An 18924-nucleotide genomic window follows, 5' to 3' on the forward strand; every position below is an offset into this window, starting at 1 on the left:
CGTTTGCTGACCGATCGGTCAGGCAAGAATTACGCTAGCTGACCGATCGGTCAGTGAACAAGTCTTGACCCGGTGGAAATGAGCCAGCAATCTGGCTGTCCAATCGGTCAGCCTGGTTCCGGCTTCCCCGCCCCGACCGCCTGTCCGCCGCTGGATCGCCATGCCTCGTCCTGGCTTGCCTTCTCTCGCCCTGCCTTGCCATCGAACGCCTACACCGATCGCCGCACGCCGGCACGGAGGAGTCACCGATGCACTCAAGAGCTGCCGAAACACCGACAGGCCGCAGCGTCCGAACCGACGCCACCGTCCGGTCCGACCGATCCGTCCGGACCGACCCGACCGGGCCGCCGGGCCACGCCGCCACCCGTGAGGCCTTCGCTCCCGAGCCCCCCGCTCCCGAGCCCCCCGCCCCTGAGGCCGCCGCCCCCGGGCCGGCCCTCCCGGCCCGCTACTACACCGACCCCGAGACCGCCGCCGCGGAGAACCGGCACGTCTTCGGCAAGTCGTGGCAGCTCGTCTGCCACGAGTCCGACCTGCCGAACCCGGGAGCGCGGCTCGCCGCGACGGTCGCCGACCGCGAGGTCCTGGTGGTCCGCACCGAGGACGGCGGCCTCGCCGCCCACCTCAACGTCTGCCGCCACCGCGGAACCCGCCTGGTCACCACCCCCGAACCGGACGGCAAGGCGATCCGCTGCCCGTACCACGGCTGGACGTACCGCCTCGACGGAAGCCTGGTCGGCGCCCCGGAGGCCCGCCAGATCCCCTGCCTCGACAAGCCGAAGCTCGGCCTCTTCCCGGCCCGCGTCGAGTCCTTCCTCGGCTTCGTCTTCGTCAACCTCGATCCCGACGCCGTACCGCTGGCCGAGAGCTGCGCGGGCCTCGCGGAGGCGGTCGGCCACTACGCCGGAGCCGACCTGGTACCCATCGGCCGCGCCCGTATCCACGATCTGGCCGCCGCCGAGGTCCAGCAGGCCAACTGGAAGGTGGCGGTCGACAACTACCTGGAGGGCTACCACGTTCCGGTCGCCCACCCCGGCCTGATGCGGCTGCTCGACTACCAGGGCTACACCTGCGAGATCGAGGAGTCCTACGCGCTCTTCGCCTCGCCGCTGCGCGACAAGCCCTCCTCGAACTGGGCCGAGCGCCTCTACCAGCGCATCGCCGCACCGATGCCGGGCCTCCGCGAGGCCGACCGCCGGATCTGGCGGTACGCGGTCATCTACCCGAACACCCTCATCGACTTCTACCCCGACCACGTACTGGCCTGGACCGCGATCCCCACGGCGGTGGACCGCGTGGCCGTACCCGGCGCGTTCTACACCCGCCGCGGTACCGGCCTGCGCACCAGCCTCGCCCGGCGCCTGAACATCCACATCGGCTGGATCACCAACGACGAGGACGCCGAGCTGGTCGCCCGCGTGCAGAAGGGCCTCTCCACCCCCGGCTTCGAGCCCGGACCGCTCTCCCGCCGCGAGTCGGCGGTCGGCTGGTTCGCCGGCCGCGTCCGGGCCGACCTCGACACCGCCGACGACTGAGGCCCGCCCCCGCCGACCACCGCAACGCACGACCGCACCACTGCAACGCACGACCGCACCACTGCAACGCAACGCAACGCAGCGCCCCCGCCACCGCGCCGCCCCCGCCACCGCGCCGCGCCCGCCGCACGACCGAGCCCCCACGTACCGCTCGTTCCCGCCGTCCCCCTGCGGCCCCTACGGAGAGGACCCCATGTCCCCCGAGGCACTCCCCCCGACCAGACGCTCGTTCCTCCGCGCCGGCACCGCCGCCGCCCTCGCCCTGACCGCCTCCGGCTGCGGCTTCGCCACCGCGGACGACCCGGCCGGCAAGGCGACCACGGACGCACCCATCGACGTCAAGGTCGACGGCGACCTCGTCTACTTCAACTGGGCGGACTTCGTCGACCCCACCGTCTTCGAAGGCTTCCAGAAGGAGTACGGCGTCAAGGTCGTCCAGTCGAACTACGACTCCATGGAGGGCATGGCCGCCAAACTCAACGCCGGCAACCGCTACGACATCATCTTCCCCACCGCGAAATGGGCCGAGCGCCTCGCCGCCGGCGGCCGCCTCCGTACGATCGACCACTCCCGGCTGCGGGGCGCCGAGGCCGTGTTCGGCGGCTACGGCTACTTCGCCGACCCCTGGTACGACCCCCGCTCGGCGCACACCGTCCCGTTCACCATGTACAAGACGGGCATCGGCTGGCGCCGGGACCGGCTCGGCGACCTGACCGGCTCCTGGGACGACCTGTGGAACGACAAGGCCAAGGGCAAGGTCTTCGTCCTCGACGACCGCGACGAGGTGCTCGGCCTGGGCGCGCTCAAACTCGGCCTCGACCTCACCACCGGCGACCACGGTGACCTCGCCCGCGTCACCGACACCCTGCGCTCGCTCCGCCCCCGCCTGCGCGGCTTCTCCAGCGACAGCTACAACAACCTCCTCAACGGCAACGCCGACATGACCCAGGCGTGGAGCGGCGACATGGCCGCCATGCTCGCCCAGGCCGAGGATCCGGCCGTCTTCGGCTTCGAGGTCGCCCGCGAGGGCGCCCCCGTCAACTCCGACTGCTACGCCATACCCGCCAACGCGCAGCACCCCGGCACCGCGATGCTCTTCATCGACTACATGCTCCGCCCGGAGAACGTGAAGAAGAACATCGAGTACATCGGCTACCCGATGCCGGTCCGCGGCACCGAGGACACCTACGCCGCGCTCGTCGAGCCCTTCCCCCAGTGCCTGGTGACCGCCGACGACCTGGCGGCCGACCTCTTCTTCCGCAACGGCGACGCGGGGACCGAACGGGCCCGCGACGCCGCCTGGACCGACGTGAAGGCCGGCTGACATGGCGACACGCAGCAACCGCACCGGAACCGCGGTCCGGCCGCCCCAGGACCCGGCCGAGCCGAAAACGCCGCCCCCGGACCGGACACGGCCCGAAGCCACACCGGGCACCCGCGCCCGGAGGCGGCACCCACGCCTGTGGACCTGGCTCCTGCTCCCCGGCACCCTCTGGATGACCGGCTTCCTCGTCGCCTCCCTCCTCCTCGTGGCCACCCTGGCGCTCGGCACCACCGACCCCCTCGGCAACCCGCGCTTCGGACTCAACTTCGCCAACCTCACCGCACTGGCCGACCCCGCCTACAGCACCGTCCTGCTGCGCTCCCTCGGCTACGCGCTGATCACCTGCCTCATCTGCCTGGCCGTGGCCTACCCGGTCGCCTACGCCATCGCCCTGTGCGGCGGCCGGTTCAAGAACCTGCTGATCGCCGCGATCGTCGTCCCGTTCTTCGCCAACTACCTGGTCCGGATGTACGGCTGGTCCGTCGTCCTCTCCGACGACGGACCGCTGCTGAAGGCCCTGCGCGCGATCGGCCTCGCCGACGACGGCACCAAGATCCTCCAGACCGGAGTGGGAGTGATCGCCGGACTCGTCTACGGCTTCGTCGTCTTCATGATCATCCCGCTGTACGCGGCGATGGAGCGCATGGACACCTCGCTCATCGAGGCCGGCCGCGACCTCTACGGCGGCCCCCTGCGGACCTTCCTCTTCGTCACCGTCCCCGCCACCCGGCAGGGAGCGGCCGCCGGCTGCGTCCTCGTCTTCCTGCCCGCCATGGGCGACTTCGTCAGCGCCCAGCTCATGGGAGGCCCCGACCAGATCATGATCGGCAACCTGATCCAGGACAAGTTCTTCCAAGGCCAGAACTGGCCCCTCGGCTCGGCCCTCACCATGCTGCTGATGGCGGTCCTGTTCCTCGGGATGCTCGGCTACCTGCGACGCACCCGCAAGGACGAGGCGGAGGCCGCCCGATGAACACCCCGCAGCGCCGCCGGCGTGGAGCCGAGCGCCGCCCCCGCTTCGCCATCGCCGTCACCGCCCTCTTCTTCGCGCTCCTCTACCTCCCCGTCGGCGTCGTCGTCCTGTTCTCCTTCAACGCCCAGAAGTCCCTCACCGTCCTCGACGGCGTCAGCCTCCGCTGGTACACGGCCCTCCTCCACGACGAGGCACTCCTCGACTCGCTCGGCATGAGCCTGCGGGTGTCCCTGGTCGCCATGGCCGGCTCGCTCGTCCTCGGGGTGGCCCTGGCCCTGGGCCTCGTACGCAGCCGCAGCCGCCTCGGCTCCTTCGCCGGCCTGATCATGCTCGTCCCGCTGATCACCCCGGAGATCGTCACCGGCGTCGCGGCGATGCTCCTCTTCAAGGGCCTCGGCATCACCCTCTCCACCACCACCGTGATGCTCGCCGAGATCACCTTCTCCATCTCCTACGTGACGGTCATCCTCCGCTCCCGCATCGCCGCCCTCAACCCGGAGGTCGAGGAGGCGGCCATGGACCTCGGGGCCACCCGCGGGCAGGCACTGCGCCTGGTGACCCTGCCCGCGCTGCTGCCCAGCATCCTCGCGTCCGCGGTGCTGATCTTCGCCCTCGTCTTCGACGACTTCGTCCTCGCCTACTTCACCACCGGTGTCGACCCGCAACCGCTGTCGGTGCGCATCTACTCGGCGATCAGATTCGGCGTGCAGCCCACCATCAACGCCGTCGGAACCCTGATGCTGGCCGGCTCCATCGGCCTCATCGTCCTCGCTCTCGCCATCCCGCGCCTGTTCGGGCGCAGAGGCGGCCTCGACCTGCTCTCCGGGAAGTGACACCAGTGACACCCATGCCCGCGACACCCGAGCACCCGACCCCCATGACCCCGACGCCCGTCCACCCGACCCCCGCCGTCCGGCTCGACCGGGTCGGCAAGCAGTACCCCGGCGCGGGCGGCACCCACGCCGTACGCGACGTCGAACTCGACATCGCCCCAGGCGAGTTCTTCTCCCTCCTCGGCCCCTCCGGCTGCGGCAAGACCAGCCTCCTGCGGATGATCGGCGGCTTCTCCGACCCCACCTCGGGCAGCGTCCTCCTCGACGGCCAGGACGTCACCGGCCTGCCGCCCGACAAGCGCAACGTCAACACCGTCTTCCAGAGCTACGCCCTCTTCGACCATCTCTCGCTCGCCGACAACGTGGCCTTCGGCCTCAAGCGCAAGGGTGTCGGCCGCGCCGAGATCCGCGAACGGGTCTCCGGCATGCTCGACCTCGTCCAGCTCGGCCACCTGGCGAACCGCAAGCCGGCCACCCTCTCCGGCGGCCAGAAACAACGCGTCGCCCTCGCCCGCGCCCTCGTCAACCGGCCCCAGGTCCTCCTCCTCGACGAGCCGCTGGCCGCCCTCGACCTCAAACTGCGCCGCCACATGCAGGTCGAGCTCAAGCAGATCCAGCGCGAGGTCGGCATCACCTTCGTCTTCGTCACCCACGACCAGGACGAGGCCCTGACCATGTCGGACCGCCTCGCCGTCATGAACGAGGGCCGCGTCGAGCAGTGCGGAACGCCCGAGGACGTGTACGAGCGCCCCACCAGCAGCTTCACCGCCTCCTTCATGGGCACCTCCAACCTCGTCCCCGGCACCTACCGCTCCGGCCGGGTCGTCCTCGACGACGGCCCCGAGCTGCCCGTCGGACAGCGGGCGTCCGTCCTCGAAGGCAGCAGGGTCAACCTGTCGATCCGCCCCGAGAAGATCTGGCTGTCCGACCTGGAGCCGGACATGGCCCGCGCCACCGGGGTCGTCCGCGAGACCGTCTACTGCGGCCCGACCACCACGTACCTGATCGAACTGGCCCCCGGCGTCACGGTGTCCGTGCTGGAGCAGAACACCGTCCGCTCCCGCAGGGAGGACCGCTGGAGCGGCGGCGAGCGCGTCGAGATCGGCTGGAAGCCCGAACACTGCCTCGTCCTGGACTGAAGCCGAAGCCGAAGCCGAAGCCGCCCCGGTTCCGCCCCGACTCCGCCCGACCGAAGGAACACCCCCATGAACCACGACGTCATCGTGCTCGGCGCCGGCCTGGCCGGCCTCGCCGCAGCGCGCGACCTCGCCGCCGGCGGAGCCGACGTCCTCGTCGTCGAGGCCCGGGACCGGGTCGGCGGACGCGTCGAACAGACCGAACTCCCCGACGGCCGGCTGGTCCAGCTCGGCGGAGAGGTCGTCGGCCGCGCTCACACCGCCTACCTGGCCCTCGCCGAGGAACTCGGCCTCACCCTGGTCCCCAGCTATGTCGCCGAGCCCGGCGCCCTCACCCGTGCCACCCCCGAAGGGGTCTCCGCCGGCGATCCGCCCCACTGGTTCGGCCCCGGCGACGACGCCTGCCACCAGAAGGTCACCGCCGCCTTCTGCGCACTCGCCCAGGCCGTGGACCCGGCCGACCCCTGGTCCCACCCCGACGCCACGGCCCTCGACCGGTCCTCCGTCGGCGACTGGCTGCGCGCCCAGGGAGCGACACCGGCCGTCGTCCGCCTCTGGGAGATCGGCCAACTCGCCCTCGCCGACGGCTCGTACGAGCGTACGTCCCTGCTCGCCGCCCTGCGCAAGCACGCCGCCGTCCCCGGCCCCGACGCCTACGACTACGAGGCATGGGAGGGCCTGCGCGTCGCCGAGGGCTCCGCCACGGTGGCCCTGCGCATGGCCGCAGCCCTCGGTGGCCGCATCCGCACCGGCGCGCCCGTCGAGGCCGTCACGATCCGCCCGACCGGCCCCTGCTCGGTACGGCTGGCCGGCGGCGAGACCCTCACCGCCGGCGCCGTCGTCAGCGCCCTGCCCGTCGGCCCGCTCCGCCAGGTCGCCGTCACGGGCGTCCCCGACGAGCGGCTCGCCTCCCTGCACCGCCAACGCCAGGCCCTCGCCGCGAAGTTCGTCGCCGCGTACGACCGGCCGTTCTGGCGCGCACTCGGCCGGAGCGGCCTCTCCGAATGCGAAGGGGTCCTCGGCAGCACCTGGCCGCAGAGCGACGGCATCCTCTCCGCCCTCGTACCACCCGAGAGGCTCGGCGTCCTGCTCGGCACACCCGCCCCGCTGCGCACCCGTGAACTCCTCGCCGACATCGCCCGTCTCTACGGCGACGAGGCGTACCGGCCGCTCGCCACCTACGTCCGGATGTGGGGCACCGACCCGTGGACCCAGGGGTACGTCACCCAGTGGACCCCCGGCGACGTCATGGCCGTCGGCCCCCGCCACGGCACCCACGAACCACCCTTCTACGTCTGCGGATCCGACCAGTGGGTGGCCGGCTACATGGAAGGCGCCGTACGCACCGGACGTGACGCCGCGAGGGAGGCGCTGCGCCGTGGCTGACCCTGTGCTCAACCATGTGGAGGGCGTGGGCCGGCCCGCCGCCTCCGGCGAGACGATGGAGCTGGTCGACCCCGCCACCGGCCGGGTGCACGGCCACGCCCCGCGCTCGGGCAGGGCCGACACGGACGCGGCCTGCGCGGCAGCCGCAGCCGCGTACGCGCACTGGTCCACGACCACACCGGCGGTACGCCAGCGCGCCCTGCTCGGCATCGCCGACGCCATCGAGGAGCACGCGGAGGCCTTCGTGGCCGCCGAGACCGGCGACACCGGCAAGCCGCCCCGGCAGTTCAGGACCGAGGAACTGCCCGCGATCGTCGACACCCTCCGCTTCTTCGCCGGAGCCGCGCGCAACCTGCCGGGGCTCGCGGCCGCCGAGTACACCGAAGGCCGTACCTCCGTACTACGGCGCGAACCGATCGGGGTCTGCGCCCAGATCACCCCGTGGAACTACCCGCTGATGATGGCGGTGTGGAAGATCGCCCCGGCCGTCGCCGCGGGCAACACGGCCGTGCTCAAGCCCGCCGACACCACCCCCTCGTCGTCGGCGCTGCTGGCCCGCGTCGCGGCCGAGCACCTGCCGCCGGGCGTGCTCAACGTGGTCTGCGGCGACCGCGACACCGGCCGCGCGCTCACCGCCCACCCCGACGTCGCCCTCATCGCGGTCACCGGCAGCGTGCGCGCCGGCCGGCAGATCGCCGCCGCCGCGGCCGCCGACCTCAAACGGGTCCACCTGGAGCTCGGCGGCAACGCCCCGGTGCTCGTCCACGACGACGTGGACGTCGAGGCGACCGCGGCCGCCCTCGCCGCGGTGGCCTACTACAACGCGGGCCAGGACTGCACCGCGCCCACCCGGCTGCTGGTCCACCACCGGGTGCACGACGCGTTCCTCGCGGCCTTCGCGGCCGCGGCGGCCGCCCTGCGTACGGGCGCCCCGGACGAGCCGGACGCCGACTTCGGCCCGCTGAACAACGCGGCCCAGCTGACGTCGGTACGGTCCCTGCTCGACCGGCTGCCGCGCCGCGCCGAGATCGTCACCGGCGGGGCCCGCCTCCCACGGCCCGGCTTCTTCCACGAACCCACGGTGATCGCGGGCGTGCGCCAGGACGACGAGATCGTGCAGGAGGAGATCTTCGGCCCTGTCGTGACCGTGCAGCCCTTCACGGACGAGGCGGAGGCCCTGTACCTGGCCAACGACGTCCGCCACGGCCTCGCCGCCAGCGTGTGGACGACGGACCACGACCGCGCCATGCGCGCGACCCGGGCCCTGCACACCGGCATCGTCTGGGTGAACACCCACGGCACCACCGTCTCCGAGATGCCCCACGGCGGGGTCAAGCACTCGGGCTACGGCAGCGACCTCTCGATGGCGGGCCTCCTGGACTACACCCAGGTCAAGCACGTCATGCTGTGAACCCGCCTGTGCCCTCCGCGGCGTCCGCCCGCTCCGGGACGTCCCGTCCGCCGCCCCGGCCGCCCCCGCCATCGCTTTCCCCGTCCGTTCCCCGGTGGTGCCGCCCCCGGCCCGGTCTCCGCACCCTGACAGGATCAGCCGTTCAGGGAGGCCATCAGCTCGGGTGCGTAGCGGTCGCCGGAAGCCACGCCGTGCGGCGCCACGGCGTCGATGGCGGCCAGCTCCGCGGGGGTGATCGTCACGGAGGTGGCGGCGATGTTCTCCTCCAGGTAGCCGCGGCGCTTGGTGCCCGGGATGGGGACGGCGCCCTGATGGAGGGTCCAGGCCAGGGCGAGCTGCGAGGGGGTGACGCCCTTCTCGGCGGCGAGCCGGCGCACCTGGTCCACCACGGCGAGGTTGCGGTGGAAGTTCTCGCCCTGGAACCGGGGGTCGGTGCGGCGGAAGTCGTCGGCGGCGAAGTCGTCCGGGCTGGTGAGGGCACCGGAGAGGAATCCGCGTCCGAGCGGGGAGTAGGCGACGAGCCCGATGCCGAGTTCGCGCAGGGTGTCGAGCACGCCGTCGTGCTCGATGCCGCGCTCGAACAGGCTGTACTCGGTCTGTACGGCGGCCAGCGGGTGCACGGCGTGGGCGCGGGCGATCGTGGCGGGGGAGACCTCGCACAGGCCGATGTGGCGGACCTTGCCGGCCTCGACCAGCCCGGCCAGGGCGCCGACGCTCTCCTCGACGGGCACGTTCGGGTCGACGCGGTGCAGGTAGTAGAGGTCGATGTGATCGGTGCCCAGGTGGCGCAGGGAGCGGTCGGCCGAGCGGCGGATGTACTCGGGGGTCGCGTTGTGTCCGACGAAGGCGCCGTCGTCGGTGAACTCGACCCCGGTCTTGGTGGCGACGACGGCCGCCTCGCGACGGCCGGCCAGGGCCTTGCCGAGGAGCTGCTCGTTGCGGAAGGGGCCGTAGCCCTCGGCGGTGTCGAGGAGGGTGACGCCCAGCTCCAGGGCGCGGTCGATGGTGGCGAGCGACTCGGTCTCGTCGGTGGCGCCGTAGTGGGCGCTCATACCCATCAGGCCGAGGCCCTCGGCGCCGACCTTCAGTCCCTGGCCGCCCAGTGCGCGGATCTCCATGGTGTGCTCCTCACAAGAAAGTAACTAACTGGATAGTTCGAGTCTGCGACGCGCAGGCCTCGTTTGTCAATAACTGGATAGTTACTTGCTAGGCTGCGGTCCATGGCACGGGATTCCCACGCGACGAAGGCGCGCCTGCTCGACGCGGCCTTCACCGAGTTCGCGACGTACGGCATCGCGGGTGCGCGCGTCGACCGCATCGCAGAGGCGGCGCAGGCGAACAAGCGGCTCATCTACGTCTACTACGGCAACAAGGAGCAGCTCTTCGACGCCGTGCTCCAGCGGGCCCTCGCGACGGGATCGGAGTCCGTCCCGTTCGACGTCGACGACCTGCCCGGCTACGCGGGGGCGGTCTTCGACCACCTCGTCGAGCGGCCGGCACTGATGCGCCTCGTCCTGTGGAAGCAACTGGAGCGCCCGGGGTCCACGGACGAGGAGTCCGCGTCCTACGACGGCAAGATCGCGGAGGTTCGGCGGGCCCAGGAAGCGGGCCGGATCGATCCCGCGGTGCCCGCGGCGGACGTGCTGACGCTGGTCATGGGCCTGTCGCAGGCCTGGTTCGCCGCGGTGGGCGGCCCGGCGGCGGGCGCGGCGGGCACCGGCTGGGCCGCCGACCGGCTCGCCGAGCACCGCGCGGCGGTGGTGGAATCCGTCCGCCGGATCACCGCACCCACACCCCGGCCGGCGCAGCCTGAGGGCGCCTGAAGGAGCCCGCGGTCAGCGCTGCGGCCCGGCGAACTCCAGCAGCGTCCGCTCGTAGCGCCCGCCGAAGCCCACCCGGGTGACGTCGTCGAACCGGAACTTCGACGGCTGCGGGCGCCACCGCGCCTCGGTGTCGACCTCGCGCAGCCGCAGTGACTTCGGCCGTACCGCGGCCACCTCGCCGATCCAGCAGGCATCCGGCGCCTCCCGCTCGACGTGCAGGGACACCAACCCGAAGGCCCGGGAGGCGCCTTCGGCCAGTTCCGCCAACCCGTCCAGGACGAGCCCCGGCTCGGGCGCCCGGGCCGGCCAGCGCCCACGCCGGCGCAGCGCCCGGACGGTCAGGCAGTCCGCACCGCCCCGGAACCCGACCTTGGTGACGTCCGCGGTACGCACCGCCGCCCAGCCGTCGAGCCGGACATCACTGCACAGGGCGATCAGCGTCCACGCCGCGCTCGTACCGACCACGAAACCGTCGAGCCGGTCAGCGCCCCGGATCGCCGACCGGTGGACGCGGACCAGAGCACCTGACGACACCGCCTGGGCGAGCCGTGTCATGACCTTGTTGTCCATAAACGGATCCTGCACCGTCCCGGGGTACGGGGGCACTCGGGTTTCCGCCGGCCCCCGTACGTACGCGCGTCAGCGGGCGAGGAACGGCCGGAGCTCCGCGATGAGTTCGGTGGGCGCGTCCAGTGCGATCAGGTGGGCCGCGGCCGGGAACTCGACCAGCGCGGCGCCGGGGATCTCGGCGGCGTACCGGCGCGCGATGTCCTGGAAGTCGGCGACGTCGAGCAGGCCGATCCCGACCAGGGTGGGAACGGCGATCGTCGCGATGTCGCCCGCCGCGCCGCCCAGGGAGTGTTCCCCGACCGCGTCCTGGTTCACCAGTGACGTCCGCACCGGAGTGCGGAGCCGTTCGGCCAGCCCCGGAGCGACGTCCTCCCAGCCGCGGCCGGGCCCGCGCAGCCACATGTCCAGGTTCACGCGGACCGCGGCATCCAGGTCACCCGCCTCCAGGGCCGCCGTCTCGGCCTCGTCGTAGGCCACCATGTCCGCCGACCAGCCGTAGCCGGGCCACGGCGGGGCGAGCAGTGTCAGCGACCGGACCCGGCCCGGGTGGGCGAGAGCGAAGTTCACGGCAACCCGCCCGCCCCAGGACGCGCCGATGAGCCGGACGCTTTCGTGACCGAGGTGGTCCAGGAGCCGGCACAGGTCATCGGTCTCACTGAACGGCCCGGTCGGGGGTGCGGACTCGCCGAAGCCCCGCAGGTCGTACCGGATGACTGTATTCCGCTCTGCGAGGGCGGGCACGACCGCGTCCCACATGGTGTGGTCGGCGACGCCGGCGTGCACGAGCACCACGGGCGAACCTTCGCCGGTGACGGTGTAGGAAAGGTGGCCGAGATCGTCGGCAAGGATAGGCATCCGGAGATAGTCGCAGGTCAGTACGGCACGGGCCATCGGATTCCGGAAGTGATCGCGCGTGCCTCCCGTGGTCTCACACGCGCTCACCGCGCGGGAGAGGGGATAGGAGCAGTTCCTGCAGGAGTTCGACGACGAGCCGGGGCTGTCCCACGAACGGGGAGTGGCCGGTCTGCCACTCGCGCACGTCGGTGCAGTGCGAAGCCATCCGCCGTTGCAGGACCGGGTCGACGGCCCGGTCCTGCGCGCAGACCACGTAGGTGGAGGGCGTGTCCTTCCAGCTGTGGCGCTCCGGAACTCCGCGCCCGCAGCCGGGGGCTTGGGCCCGCAGCAGGGCGACCGCCCGGGCGGCGAGCGGTTCGGGACAGTCTCCGTAGAGGACGGCGGCAGCCAGGTCGGGACGCAGGCTGGTCGAGCCGTCGGGTTCAGGGCGGATCGCCCCCTGAAGCTGCGCGGACGCCCCACCCAGACCGGCCGCGCTCTCACCGGCATCCGGCACGAAGGCCGCCAGGTACACCAGGTGTCCTGCTCCGCGCACCCCGGTGATCACCGAACCGCCGTAGGAGTGACCGAGCACGACCGCAGGCTCCGCCAGCGCGTCCACGGCAGCCTGGACCGCGGCGGTATCGGCGGGCAACGAACCCCGGTGCAGCCCGGGAACGGCAACCTCGGCTCCTGAAGCCCGCAAACGCTCCGCCACCTCGGCAAAGTGCTCAGGACGGTGATACAGCCCGTGAACGAGCACCACAGCGGCCAATTCGCCCCTCCTCAGGTCGGCTACGGGACCGTTCACCACATCCTCGCCCCCCGGTGCAGCCCGACGTGCGCCTTCCCGAAGGGCTCCGCAATTGCGTGGACGGACCTCTCGATGATCAAGTATCGTCCGGGCTCGGACCACGTCGTGCGAACCGAACGGAAGGAGGCGAGTGCCGTGCAGATCACAACCATCCAGCGCTCCCTCCCCGTTACCCCGGTGTGGTTCGTCTGATCCGAGACCGGGAGCGCCCCACGCAGTACACATCCCGGAGGAATCCATGACCGATCCGGTCATCCGCGCGCTCGACGAGAGCGACGCCCACCTGTTCGACGCACACCCCGATCCGCTGAACGCGCGTGCCGCCCACGAGCGCACCACGCACCGCCCCGAGTGGAAGCGGGTGGCCCTGCGCGACGGGACCGTCGTCGCCCGTGGCGCCTGGTGGGGCGGCACCGATGACAAGGAACCCGTCAACGTCAACTGGTTCGACGTCGCCGAGGGCGAGGAGGAGGCGGGAGCCGAACTCCTGCGCTCCGCCCCCTGGCAGGTCGAGCTCGAAATCAACCTCCCCGGCGACTGGCGGGACCACCCCGACCTGGCCGCCGCCACCGAGACGCGCTTCGCCGCCGCCCGGGCGGCCGGCTACGAGCTCCTGGTGGAACGCTTCCTCTACCGCTGGACCCCGGAACGCGGACTCCCCGAACGGCCCGGCCGCCTCGTCTTCGGCGCCGAACCCGACGACGCGGTCTTCTTCGACGCACTGCGCCGCATCCACTCGGCCACCCTCGACGCCCACGCGCTGAAGGCCATAGCGGAGGGCGGCCTCGACCAGGCCGCCCAGGAAGAGCTCGACTTCTTCCACTGGTGCCCGTCCCCGCGAGAGTGGTGGCAGACCGCCCGTACACCTGAGGGCGACCTGGCCGGCATCCACATCCCGGCGCACAACCCCTCCGGACCGACCATCGGCTTCATCGGCGTCCTTCCGGAACACCGCGGCCGCGGCTACGCCTACGACCTCCTCGCGGAGTGCACCCACTTCCTGGTGGAGCACGGCGCCGAGGCCGTCACCGGAGCCACGGACCGGGGCAACTTCCCCATGGCCGCGAACTTCGCCAAGGCCGGCTTCCCCGTGGTCCGCGAGCGCGTCAACTTCCACCCCGTGGCCCCGGCCTCCCTGTAGCAGCGGGTCCTGATCCCCGCCCCGCACCGTCATGTTCTCGCTGCGGGGCGAGGATCCAGGCGCGCCGCCGACGGCCGACTCCCGGATTCTCTCCGTAGACTGACGGGCATGGCATGCCGCATCAGTGAACTGGTCATCGACGCCGCAGACCCCGCACGACTCGCCGCCTTCTGGAGCGAGGTCCTCGGCTACGTCGAACTCGGCCGGGAGGACGACGGAAGCATCGAGATCGGGCCGCCCGACGCCGGCTTCGGCGGCCCGCAGCCCACCCTCGTCCTCAGCCCCGGCAGCACCCCCCGGACCGGGAAGCTCCGACTGCACATCGACGTCAACCCCACCGACCGCGACCAGGACGCCGAGCTGGAGCGGCTCCTCGCCCTCGGCGCCAGGCCCGCCGACGTCGGCCAGACCCGTACCGAGAACTGGCACGTCCTCGCCGACCCGGAGGGCAACGAATTCTGCCTCCTGCACAGGCGGCTCCAGCCCCTCTGACCACAGGCGCCCCAGCGCCACGACAGGGCGGTGCTGTCACCCGTACGATGTGCCGGTGCCCCTTCCCGGCCCCGGCAGTCCACGACAACTCCTCCGTGTCGCCTGCGCGGTCATCGGTCTGACCGTTGCCGCGCTCGGCTGGTACGCCACGCAAACCGTGCGTCCCGACTGCGTCTACGCGCTCTCCAAGCTCACCGACGGCAACGGGCACGGCGTGCCTGACGCGAACGGCCGCGTGTGGTCGCACAAGGAACTCGTCGACCGCGGCTACCGGCAAGCCGTCGACTCGGGCCGCTGCGACCCGCCCCGTACCCGCTGGCGGATGTGGATCGGCTGACCGGTCCTCAGATGCCCCGGAGCGTCACGTCCGCGGTGGCTTCCCGCAGCTGCCGGGTCTGTGCCTGGATCAGATGGAACAGGGCCTCCCGGGCCAGCCGGCCTGCCGTGTTCCCGTACTGCACGGCGCGCCCGCCGGTTGCCGCCACACAGGCGGTGGCGGCCCTCACCCCGAGGTCCAGGGCCGCGGCCCGGACCTCGGTCCGGGCCGGCACCCCCATCTCGGGGGCCAGCTCGTCCCGCATGGCGTACGCCTCGGTGCGCAGCCGGGCGGCCTCCTCCGCCAGCCGGCGGGCGAGGGTCTCGTACGTGGCTCCGGCCCGGGGCGCGGCCGCCAGCAGCAGGTCGACAGCCGCGCGCAGATGTCCGAAGACGGCCGGGTTGGCGTTCGCGTTCTCCAGATCGTAGGCTCGGACCCAGCCCGGCCGGGGCTCGATGGAGATCACGTCCTCCGCCGGCACGACGACATCCCGCAGCTCGACGGCCGTCGTGTGCGTCGCGCCCATCGCCCACAGCGGCGGCGACTCGACAGCGTCCATCCCGAGGCCTGCGCCCGGCCGGGGCGGGCAGTCGGCGCGCACGAACAGGGCCTGGTCATCGGCAGTGACGGCACCGATGATCACCGTGTCCGCGAGGCCCCAGCCGGTCATCCAGGGCACACGGCCACGCAGCCGCCACCCCTGCCCGCAGCGCTCCGCGGACACGGGCGGCCGCGGACGGCGCAGGTACGCGAAGCCCGCCGTGGCCTGCTTCGCACCCGTGACCAGGTCGGGCAGCCAGCGGTCACGCAGACCGGTGTTGGCACTCTTGGCCAGCGCCTTCACCAGGGCGAAGTGCTGGGTGTAGACGAACCAGGTGGACGGATCGACGGCGGAAAGGATCTCGTGGACCTCGCGGACCACCTGATCCCTCGTGCAGCCGCTGCCCCGCGTCGGCTCGTACCCGAGGATTCCGTGGGCGCCGCTCCGGGCCAGCTCGTCCAACCGGGCGCGGGAGACGCCTTCGACGGCGGTGCGCTCCGCGTCGGGCCGGAGCACGGTGGTCGCGATGCGCGTCACCGACTCGATCAACGGCTCGGCCGCCAGGTCCGGCGGCGTCCCCAGTACCGTTCCCTCGCCCGGTACCCCGCGCATCGGCGATCACCTCGTTCCGGATCCGCTCCGCATCCCTGGTCGGTGCACTCTCCCCAACAGAAGCTCCGCATACGCACAGACGCTGCCGGAGAGACCGGAGGCGGCACACCGGTCCATCCGTTGCACATCAGTGCTGTCGGTCGGGCAGGTGCCAGCGGTGCGGGGCGACGAGTGCGCCGATGCTGTCGGGCCCCCAGGTTCCGGGGGCGTACGGCTCCACGGGCGGGGGCGCGTCCAGCAGCGGGGCCGAGATCTCCCACAGGCGTTCGATGCCGTCGGACCGGGTGAAGAAGGACTGGTCGCCGAGCATGGCCTCCAGGAGGAGGTGCTCGTAACCCTCCAGGGAGTTGTCGGCGGTGAAGGAGCTCTGGTAGCCGAAGACCATGTCGGCATCCGCCAACCGCATCCAGGGCCCGGGTTCCTTGACGAGGAACCGGGCGGTGAGGGAACCGGGATCGGCGAAGTCGATGACGAGTTCGTTGCCCCGGCCGTCGACGGCCGCACGCGCGTTCAGGGGGAACATGCCGAGGACGGGCTCGCGCAGCCCCAGCGTGACGACGTGCCGGCCCTCGGCCAGTGCCTTGCCCGAGCGCAGGATGAACGGGACACCGGACCAGCGCCAGTTGTCGATCTCGACGCGCAGGGCGGCGAAGGTCTCGGTGTCCGAGGCCGGATCGACCCCGGACTCGGCGCGGTAGCCCGTGTACTGTCCGCGGACGACGTGCGCGGGATCCAGCGGCCGCATGCTGCGGAACACCTTGACCTGCTCGTCCCGGAGCGACTGCGCGTCGAGGACGACCGGCGGCTCCATGGCGACGAACCCGAGCAGCTGGAAGAGATGAGTGACGATCATGTCGCGGAAGGTCCCGGTGCCCTCGAAGAAGTGCGCGCGGCCCTGGATGTCGATCTTCTCGGGCACGTCGATCTGCACATGGCTGATGTGCTCGCGGTTCCAGAGGGGTTCGAAGAGGCCGTTGGCGAACCGGAGGGCGAGGATGTTGTCCACCGCCTCCTTGCCGAGGAAGTGGTCGATGCGGAACACGCGGGACTCGTCGAACACGGCGTGGATGGTCGCGTTGAGTGCGCGCGCGGACGCGAGGTCGGTCCCGAAGGGCTTCTCGACGATGACACGGGCGTCCTGGGCGAGGCCCGTGGCGCCGAGGAGTTCGACCATCGAGGCGAACGCGACGGGCGGGACGGCGAGGTGGAAGAGCCGTCGCGGAGTGCCGCCGACGGCCTGCTCGGCCGCGCGTACCGCCTCCACCAGCGGCTCCGGGGCCTGCGGGTCGGCCGAACCGAAGGACAGGGCGGACTCGAACTCCTGCCATACGGGACCCTCGGGGCGCGAGCGTCCGAACTCCTCCACGGCCTGCCGTGCGTGGGCACGGAAATCCTGGTCGCTCAGGGCCTCGGCCGCCGGGGCCGAGCCGACGATGCGGTAGCGCCGCGGCATCAGCCCCGCCATGGCGAGATGGAACAGGCCGGGCAGCAGTTTGCGCCGGGCCAGGTCTCCCGTGGCGCCGAAGAGGACGACGACGTGGTCGGCCGGGCTCGCCCCGGCGGACTCGGAGGACTGGGCGGACTGGGCGGACTGGGTCATGGCGGGCATCCTCACGCGTCGGCGCCGGGGCGCTCCATGGCACGACGTACGGGACCGCCATCCATCCGCCCGAGTCCGACTCGTACGAGGTGCACAGCTGTGCCCGAGGCCATGCGCCGCACTTCCGTTCCGGGCGGTCGCATCGCCCTGAGCACCCACTGTGCGTGTTCACCAGGCATCCGGCACCCGGGATTCCACCACCCGGGTCACGGCGACGCGGCTCCCTCCCGCCGGGGCGGGTCGTGGGCGGCGGGTCCGTTTCGCTGACGGTCGGGTGTCGCACTCGGCACTAGTCTCGGCTCGTGGGACAGCCTCTGGAGAGCGTCGAAGGTGCAGGACCGTTCATCACCCGGCGTACCTGGCGGCGTTCCGAAGGGGAGACCGTGGTCTGGGACTCGCGGGCGGCGCGCAAGCGCGGCACGCTGTCGGTCCGGGGCCCGGGGGACACGGCCGGCCGGGTCTCGACCGCCGATCCCGGGGCATTGCGCCGTCTGCGCAGGCTCAACGTCGTCGCTTCCGGTGCGTTCCTCGTCGGAGGGGCGCTGTTCGCCGCCGGCGCCGCCGTCTCGCAGTTCGGTTCGGGCGATCCGCTCGTCAGCGCGTGGGTGTACCTCGTCGGGGGTCTGTTCTTCAACACCGGGGGCTATGTCTCGGTCCTACAGGTGCTGAACGCGCCCCGGCACGCCGAGGGCGGCGGTTTCCTGGTCACGGCCGGCTGGCGGTGGTGGGGGTACGAGCCGATGCGGCTGGACTGGCTGAGCACGTTCGTCCTGTTCACCGGAACACTCGTGTTCGGTGTCAATCTGCTGGACTCCTTCCTGGAAGGCCTCACCGTCCGGCAGGTCAACCGGCTGATCTGGACTCCTGACGTGATCGGGTGCGTGCTCTTCCTCGTCTCGGGGCATCTCGCGTTCGCCGAGATCTGCCATCGGCCCTGGCCGTGCATCCGCTCCCGCAGCCTCGGGTGGTGGGTCGTGGCGGTAAACCAGTTCGGTTCGATCCTCTTCATGGTCTCGGCGCTGGCGGCCTTCACCCGCCCCGCCACCGGAAGCCTCGTCAACGTCGACATCGCCAACTGGGCGACGCTGACCGGTGCGCTGTGCTTCTCGTTCGGCGGGGTGTTGCAGCTCTTCGAGCGCCCGTAGGCGGTTGTGGCCGTGCCGGTCGGGCGCAGGGATCGATCGCCTGTCAGCGGCGACCCTGGAGAGGAGCCTCAGGCCGACGATCGGCGATCGCCGCGGTCAGCCGCCGCAGCGGTGTGTCCGGCTCGGGGACGAGATGCAGCACCTCCGGGAGCCGCCCACAACGCTCGAACCGCAGGCCGAAGGCCCGATGGCCGCCCAGCACGTCCGTGAGAGCGGAGTGGACGAGCTCATCCATCCGGCTCTCGTCGAGGAACGGGAAGAGCACGGCGACGTGAGCCGGAACCCCGGCCCGGGCTGAGGGGTCGAGCCGCTCACGCCACCTGCGGACGGACGGCTCCGCCTCCGGGATCCGGACGATGAGCCCCGTCCGGCCCGCCTGAAACGCACTGGTGCTGTCGTCTGCCATGACACCGCATGGTGTCACCTCCGCCGCGGACG

Annotated in this window: 19 protein-coding genes; 12 read left to right on the forward strand and 7 right to left on the reverse strand. The window is 71.8% G+C overall.

What is annotated here, in order from left to right; genetic code table 11:
- The first annotated feature begins 248 nt into the window (after window positions 1-248).
- From ACFY0D_RS23645 to ACFY0D_RS23675, 7 genes are all read left to right on the forward strand, one after another.
- On the forward strand, window positions 249-1535 hold the full coding sequence (locus ACFY0D_RS23645; protein ID WP_390800044.1) for an aromatic ring-hydroxylating dioxygenase subunit alpha: 1287 nt from the start codon (window positions 249-251) through the stop codon (window positions 1533-1535).
- 193 nt (window positions 1536-1728) lie between these two features.
- Window positions 1729-2859, forward strand: a complete 1131-nt coding sequence (locus ACFY0D_RS23650; protein ID WP_390800045.1) for a spermidine/putrescine ABC transporter substrate-binding protein — start codon at window positions 1729-1731, stop codon at window positions 2857-2859.
- A gap of 1 nt (window position 2860) precedes the next feature.
- Window positions 2861-3832 carry an ABC transporter permease gene (locus ACFY0D_RS23655; protein WP_390800046.1) on the forward strand — a complete coding sequence of 324 codons (972 nt, stop codon included), beginning with the start codon at window positions 2861-2863 and terminating at the stop codon, window positions 3830-3832.
- The gene (locus ACFY0D_RS23660) at window positions 3829-4665 is read left to right on the forward strand and encodes an ABC transporter permease (RefSeq protein ID WP_390800047.1); all 837 of its coding nucleotides are present in this window, start codon (window positions 3829-3831) and stop codon (window positions 4663-4665) included. Before ACFY0D_RS23655 ends, ACFY0D_RS23660 begins: the two co-directional genes overlap by 4 nt.
- A 44-nt stretch (window positions 4666-4709) precedes the next feature.
- Window positions 4710-5804, forward strand: a complete 1095-nt coding sequence (locus ACFY0D_RS23665; protein WP_390800086.1) for an ABC transporter ATP-binding protein — start codon at window positions 4710-4712, stop codon at window positions 5802-5804.
- A 66-nt stretch (window positions 5805-5870) separates the two neighbouring features.
- The gene (locus tag ACFY0D_RS23670) at window positions 5871-7187 is read left to right on the forward strand and encodes a flavin monoamine oxidase family protein (RefSeq protein WP_390800048.1); all 1317 of its coding nucleotides are present in this window, start codon (window positions 5871-5873) and stop codon (window positions 7185-7187) included.
- On the forward strand, window positions 7180-8598 hold the full coding sequence (locus ACFY0D_RS23675; protein WP_390800049.1) for an aminobutyraldehyde dehydrogenase: 1419 nt from the start codon (window positions 7180-7182) through the stop codon (window positions 8596-8598). Before ACFY0D_RS23670 ends, ACFY0D_RS23675 begins: the two co-directional genes overlap by 8 nt.
- Before the next feature lie 134 nt (window positions 8599-8732).
- Here ACFY0D_RS23675 and ACFY0D_RS23680 read toward each other — a convergent pair whose 3' ends face one another.
- Window positions 8733-9716, reverse strand: coding sequence for an aldo/keto reductase (locus ACFY0D_RS23680; RefSeq protein WP_390800050.1), 984 nt, complete (start codon window positions 9714-9716; stop codon window positions 8733-8735).
- 102 nt (window positions 9717-9818) lie between these two features.
- Here ACFY0D_RS23680 and ACFY0D_RS23685 point away from each other — a divergent pair, with 102 nt between their 5' ends.
- A complete protein-coding gene (locus ACFY0D_RS23685) occupies window positions 9819-10421 on the forward strand; it encodes a TetR family transcriptional regulator (protein WP_390800051.1) in 603 nt (200 codons plus the stop codon).
- 12 nt (window positions 10422-10433) lie between these two features.
- Here the strand turns inward: ACFY0D_RS23685 and ACFY0D_RS23690 are convergent, their stop codons facing one another.
- From ACFY0D_RS23690 to ACFY0D_RS23700, 3 genes are all read right to left on the reverse strand, one after another.
- Window positions 10434-10991 carry a hypothetical protein gene (locus ACFY0D_RS23690; protein ID WP_390800052.1) on the reverse strand — a complete coding sequence of 186 codons (558 nt, stop codon included), beginning with the start codon at window positions 10989-10991 and terminating at the stop codon, window positions 10434-10436.
- Between the two features lie 69 nt (window positions 10992-11060).
- The gene (locus ACFY0D_RS23695) at window positions 11061-11846 is read right to left on the reverse strand and encodes an alpha/beta fold hydrolase (protein WP_390800053.1); all 786 of its coding nucleotides are present in this window, start codon (window positions 11844-11846) and stop codon (window positions 11061-11063) included.
- Window positions 11847-11919: 73 nt separating this feature from the next.
- Entirely contained in the window at window positions 11920-12600 is a 681-nt protein-coding gene (locus ACFY0D_RS23700; protein WP_390800054.1) for an alpha/beta hydrolase, read from the reverse strand.
- Between the two features lie 277 nt (window positions 12601-12877).
- Between ACFY0D_RS23700 and ACFY0D_RS23705 the strand changes: the two genes are divergently transcribed.
- The 3 genes from ACFY0D_RS23705 (at window position 12878) to ACFY0D_RS23715 (ending at window position 14609) form a co-directional block, all read left to right on the forward strand.
- Entirely contained in the window at window positions 12878-13780 is a 903-nt protein-coding gene (locus ACFY0D_RS23705; protein ID WP_390800055.1) for a GNAT family N-acetyltransferase, read from the forward strand.
- Between the two features lie 108 nt (window positions 13781-13888).
- Window positions 13889-14272 carry a VOC family protein gene (locus ACFY0D_RS23710; protein WP_390800056.1) on the forward strand — a complete coding sequence of 128 codons (384 nt, stop codon included), beginning with the start codon at window positions 13889-13891 and terminating at the stop codon, window positions 14270-14272.
- Window positions 14273-14327: 55 nt separating this feature from the next.
- Window positions 14328-14609, forward strand: a complete 282-nt coding sequence (locus tag ACFY0D_RS23715; protein WP_390800057.1) for a hypothetical protein — start codon at window positions 14328-14330, stop codon at window positions 14607-14609.
- Between the two features lie 7 nt (window positions 14610-14616).
- Here the strand turns inward: ACFY0D_RS23715 and ACFY0D_RS23720 are convergent, their stop codons facing one another.
- Window positions 14617-15741, reverse strand: coding sequence for an acyl-CoA dehydrogenase family protein (locus ACFY0D_RS23720; protein ID WP_390800058.1), 1125 nt, complete (start codon window positions 15739-15741; stop codon window positions 14617-14619).
- A gap of 127 nt (window positions 15742-15868) precedes the next feature.
- The gene (gene zwf / locus ACFY0D_RS23725; RefSeq protein WP_390800059.1) at window positions 15869-17341 is read right to left on the reverse strand and encodes a glucose-6-phosphate dehydrogenase; all 1473 of its coding nucleotides are present in this window, start codon (window positions 17339-17341) and stop codon (window positions 15869-15871) included.
- A 302-nt stretch (window positions 17342-17643) separates the two neighbouring features.
- Here zwf and ACFY0D_RS23730 point away from each other — a divergent pair, with 302 nt between their 5' ends.
- Window positions 17644-18486, forward strand: a complete 843-nt coding sequence (locus ACFY0D_RS23730; protein WP_390800060.1) for a hypothetical protein — start codon at window positions 17644-17646, stop codon at window positions 18484-18486.
- A 43-nt stretch (window positions 18487-18529) separates the two neighbouring features.
- Here the strand turns inward: ACFY0D_RS23730 and ACFY0D_RS23735 are convergent, their stop codons facing one another.
- Window positions 18530-18892, reverse strand: coding sequence for a 2'-5' RNA ligase family protein (locus ACFY0D_RS23735; RefSeq protein WP_390800061.1), 363 nt, complete (start codon window positions 18890-18892; stop codon window positions 18530-18532).
- Window positions 18893-18924: the final 32 nt, after the last annotated feature.

Source organism: Streptomyces sp. NPDC001502 (genome assembly GCF_042894785.1).
Classification (GTDB): domain Bacteria; phylum Actinomycetota; class Actinomycetes; order Streptomycetales; family Streptomycetaceae; genus Streptomyces; species Streptomyces kutzneri.